The sequence below is a fragment of the Stenotrophomonas sp. P5_B8 genome (assembly GCF_054049855.1).
Window position 1 is genome coordinate 1 of sequence record NZ_JBFULO010000415.1, and the last position, 3315, is coordinate 3315.

Annotated in this window: 4 protein-coding genes; 3 read left to right on the forward strand and 1 reads right to left on the reverse strand. The window is 58.5% G+C overall.

Features of this window, described 5'->3' with window-relative positions:
- The 3 genes from ACXJKH_RS17320 to ACXJKH_RS17330 form a co-directional block, all read left to right on the forward strand.
- Positions 1 to 195 (forward strand): hypothetical protein (locus ACXJKH_RS17320; protein ID WP_457321172.1); only part of this gene is annotated, 195 nt, incomplete at its 5' end.
- A 105-nt stretch (positions 196 to 300) separates the two neighbouring features.
- Positions 301 to 747 (forward strand): hypothetical protein, encoded by a 447-nt coding sequence (locus ACXJKH_RS17325; protein WP_457321174.1) that lies wholly within the window; start codon positions 301 to 303, stop codon positions 745 to 747.
- A gap of 668 nt (positions 748 to 1415) precedes the next feature.
- On the forward strand, positions 1416 to 1706 hold the full coding sequence (locus tag ACXJKH_RS17330) for a hypothetical protein (RefSeq protein WP_457321176.1): 291 nt from the start codon (positions 1416 to 1418) through the stop codon (positions 1704 to 1706).
- Between the two features lie 27 nt (positions 1707 to 1733).
- Here ACXJKH_RS17330 and ACXJKH_RS17335 read toward each other — a convergent pair.
- Positions 1734 to 3315: EAL domain-containing protein (locus ACXJKH_RS17335; RefSeq protein WP_457321178.1), on the reverse strand; the 1582-nt coding region annotated here is incomplete at its 5' end.

Sequence of the window (3315 nt, forward strand, 5' to 3'; positions counted from 1 at the left end):
GTTCATGGAGTCTTCGAGGAGCGCATTTTCTGGAACAATTTTTCTGATAATTGGGACTCTGATTATGGCTTTATCAGAGATTTTTCCAGCGCTGGTTGCTTAGCCGGGATTGGCTTCTCCGGTGCCTGGCTCAGTGCTAGCCATAAGAATACGACCGCGGTAGCTGCCGCACTTGTGCAAAGTGATGTTTTGTAAAAAATGCGCTTGGTCATACGTGCATCCCATCAGTTCGGTTGCAGGCTAGGGTGCGTTTGTTATTTGTCAATAGGTGAAACGCCCCTGGCCATCCTCCTTTCGGCTATGGACCATCCCACGAGCATCCTCAATCTGCTGCTCCGCCCCGACCAACTGCTCATCGCGGTCGATACGTGGGCCGAGGACGCACTGACTCAGAAGCCGTCGGTGGGCGCAAAGCTGCTGCTCATCCCGCAACACAATTTAGTGCTGGCCAGCCGCGGCTCCGCCCAGCTTTTCTTGAAGATCTACGAGCTGTGCCTTCAGGCCAGCTTCCGCGCGGACTTCACCATGGAGCAGCTCATGGCCGAGCTGGGGCTGGTCGTGGACCACCTTTGGCCGAACTACCTTCAGGCAGCCGCGGAGGCGGGCATGGCGCGGGACATCCTGCACAGCGAGCTTGTTCTGGGCGGCTGGTCACCGAAGAATGGCCGGATGATGGCCACGGCCTATGCCAAGGATGTCGGCGGTGGTCCGGCACGGGTGCAGCCGCTGGAAGGCGGCGTGGCCTAACCTGGGGAGCCGCTACGCGGGCGGCAATACAGCTTCAAACTTAGGGCCGACTTGGAGGCTGGACGGCTGCAGACGGCCTTCCTCAACAGGAGCACGGGGCGAACCGTTGCTGGAGGGGGCTGCTGGTTGCCGATATGCGCAAGGGACAAGTGATCATCACCGACGTGGCGGGGCTGTAATCTCACCGTCACGCCTCAATCGGTTGCATGTGCTCGAAGGCGGACTTGCAGGTTGATGGGAGTTCCCTGCGGATAGACTCTGGGCACCTTATTAGAGGTCCAACAAGTTGTCCCCACTTGGGGTCCGAAGCTTGGCTCGCTTCCCTTTGGCATGATTATTGGGCTACAGGCGGCTACTGTGAACGCGGTCGCTTGGCTGGCGAGGACAGGCCTGGTTGTTTTCCACACTTGAGGCCGGAAGGCCGTGATTGAGAGCGGGCGGGGGTCAAATGACGCGCAATTTCCATGACCAGCGTTCGGGCGGCCAATCCACCTCCCCAAGCCAGCTTGGGGGAGGTATTCATGTCCGTCCCCTTAACAGAAGGGGTGCGGGAACCTTATACAGCGAGCGACCAAGCCGATTCGAGCCGTCGCGTATTCACGCCCAGGACTCTGATCTCAAGAGATGATGCTCAGGAGAAAGGAAGTCGAGAGGAAAGGAGAACAGCCATGAACCGCGCGAATGAGACGGAGGTCCGCTGGCTCAGTTTTCGCCTCCGGAACGGCCAGTCGATTGGTCCAGAGAAGCTGCGGGCTGCTTGGGAACAGGCCGCGGAGACAAGGAGGTGTGCCGTCCGAAGAGAGGTCTTGCCGGGCGGTCTAGCTGTTTACTCGCTCTACGGCCCAGGGTTTCTCATCTCACCTCAAAAGGCAGAAGAAAGCATTCGGGCGTTTCTTACAAAAGAAGGCTATCTTTTCACCATGACACACGTGGTTGGGAAAGAAAGAAGCCCCACCTGACCTAAACTAGTCTTGCAAATCCTACGATTATGAAGAGCAAAAGCCGGACACGAGCCGATCTGCGAGATCCGTGGCGCTCATTGGCCTGGCTAAGGCAAAACCCTGTATTTCGTCGCAGCCTAAGCTCTGCAACAAAGAGACTTGCTCCTCGGTTTCGGCTCCCTCGGCCACCGTCATGTATCCCAAGCCGTGAGCCAAGCCGATGATGGCGCGAGCCTTGAGAAGTGAGCGTTCGTCTGTTGCCAAATTGTCGATCAGGGATTTGTCGAGCTTCAAGATGTCCATTGGAAGCTCTGTCAAATATGCAAAGTTGCTGTATCCACTTCCGAAATCATCCACGGCGAGGCGGATCCCGGCCAAGGCCATGAGTTTGAGCTGCCGACCTGGCAGCGAGTCTGCCCGAAGCCACTCCCCTTCAGTGATTTCTATTTCTACGTCTTCGCAGGAAAGGCCTTTCGATTTGATCTTTGCGATGAGCCGTTCGGCGGCGTCGGCGCGGGCTACATCTTTGGCGGACAGGTTGATGGAAAGCCCCAGCGTCAAGCCGAGCCTTCGCCAGGCGGACAGTTGGTCGAGCGCGTGGTCAACGACCCACTCAGTGACGCCCTCCATCAATGCGGTTCTCTCAAACACGGGAATGAACTCCGCCGGGCTGACGGAGCCCAGATGAGGATGGTTCCACCTTATGAGCACCTCGGCAGAGACCGGCTGCAGGTCGCTGGATCGAAATCTCGGCTGGTAGACCAGATGGAATTCGTCTTCCTTCAAGCCGCGCTGGGCGTCGGCGGCAAGCCGATAGCCCCGTCTCAGCCCGTCATCCCTGCCTGCCGAGTACCAGGCGAAGGAGACTTGGTCCGCTATGGATGCATGCAAGCCAATGAGCATCCTTCGGATCACGTCATCCGCACCGTCCACACCCAGCGTCACCGCACAGATCCCCGCATGAAAAAGAGGGGACATCGGGACAGCCGCAGCGACCAGCGGCCGAAGCATCCGCGAACGCAGCTCCTCGACTAGCCGCTCCACATCTTCAGCAGTGGGTAGGTCGACGAGAAAGGCAAAACGCGTCACGCCAACGTGATAGACGACCGCCAAGCCTTCAAGCGCAACGTTGAAGCGCACGCCTGCCCGCTTAATGAGGGCCTCTAGTGGGCCCATCCCCAGCACCTGGCCAGCTTCGTTTGCCCTTGGAAGATCAAAGATGTCAACGAGCACGGCATAGAGCGCCTTGTTAGGTTCTCTCTCCGACCAACCTGCATAGTCGATCGTGAACTGGTGGCGGTTGGGCAGCCCGCTCACGGGCTCTCGCCGCCCTGAGAGCACCCGCAACTCCAGTTCATTCATCGCAGCACGGGCCAACGTCTCAAGCTGTCGCGTCTCTGCCGTTGTAAATACCCGAGCCACCTTGTCCATGACGCACAGGGCGCCGATCGGCGTGCCGTTCTGGGCGATCAGCGGGCACCCCGCATAGAACCGTAAGTAAGGCTCGCCATCGACGAGCGGGTTCTTCGCGAAGCGCTCGTCCTGTTGAAGGTCGCTGACGACCAGGGTTCTTCCCTGACTAATGGTGTGCGAACAAATCGAGTCGTGGATGGTGGTTTCTGTGACC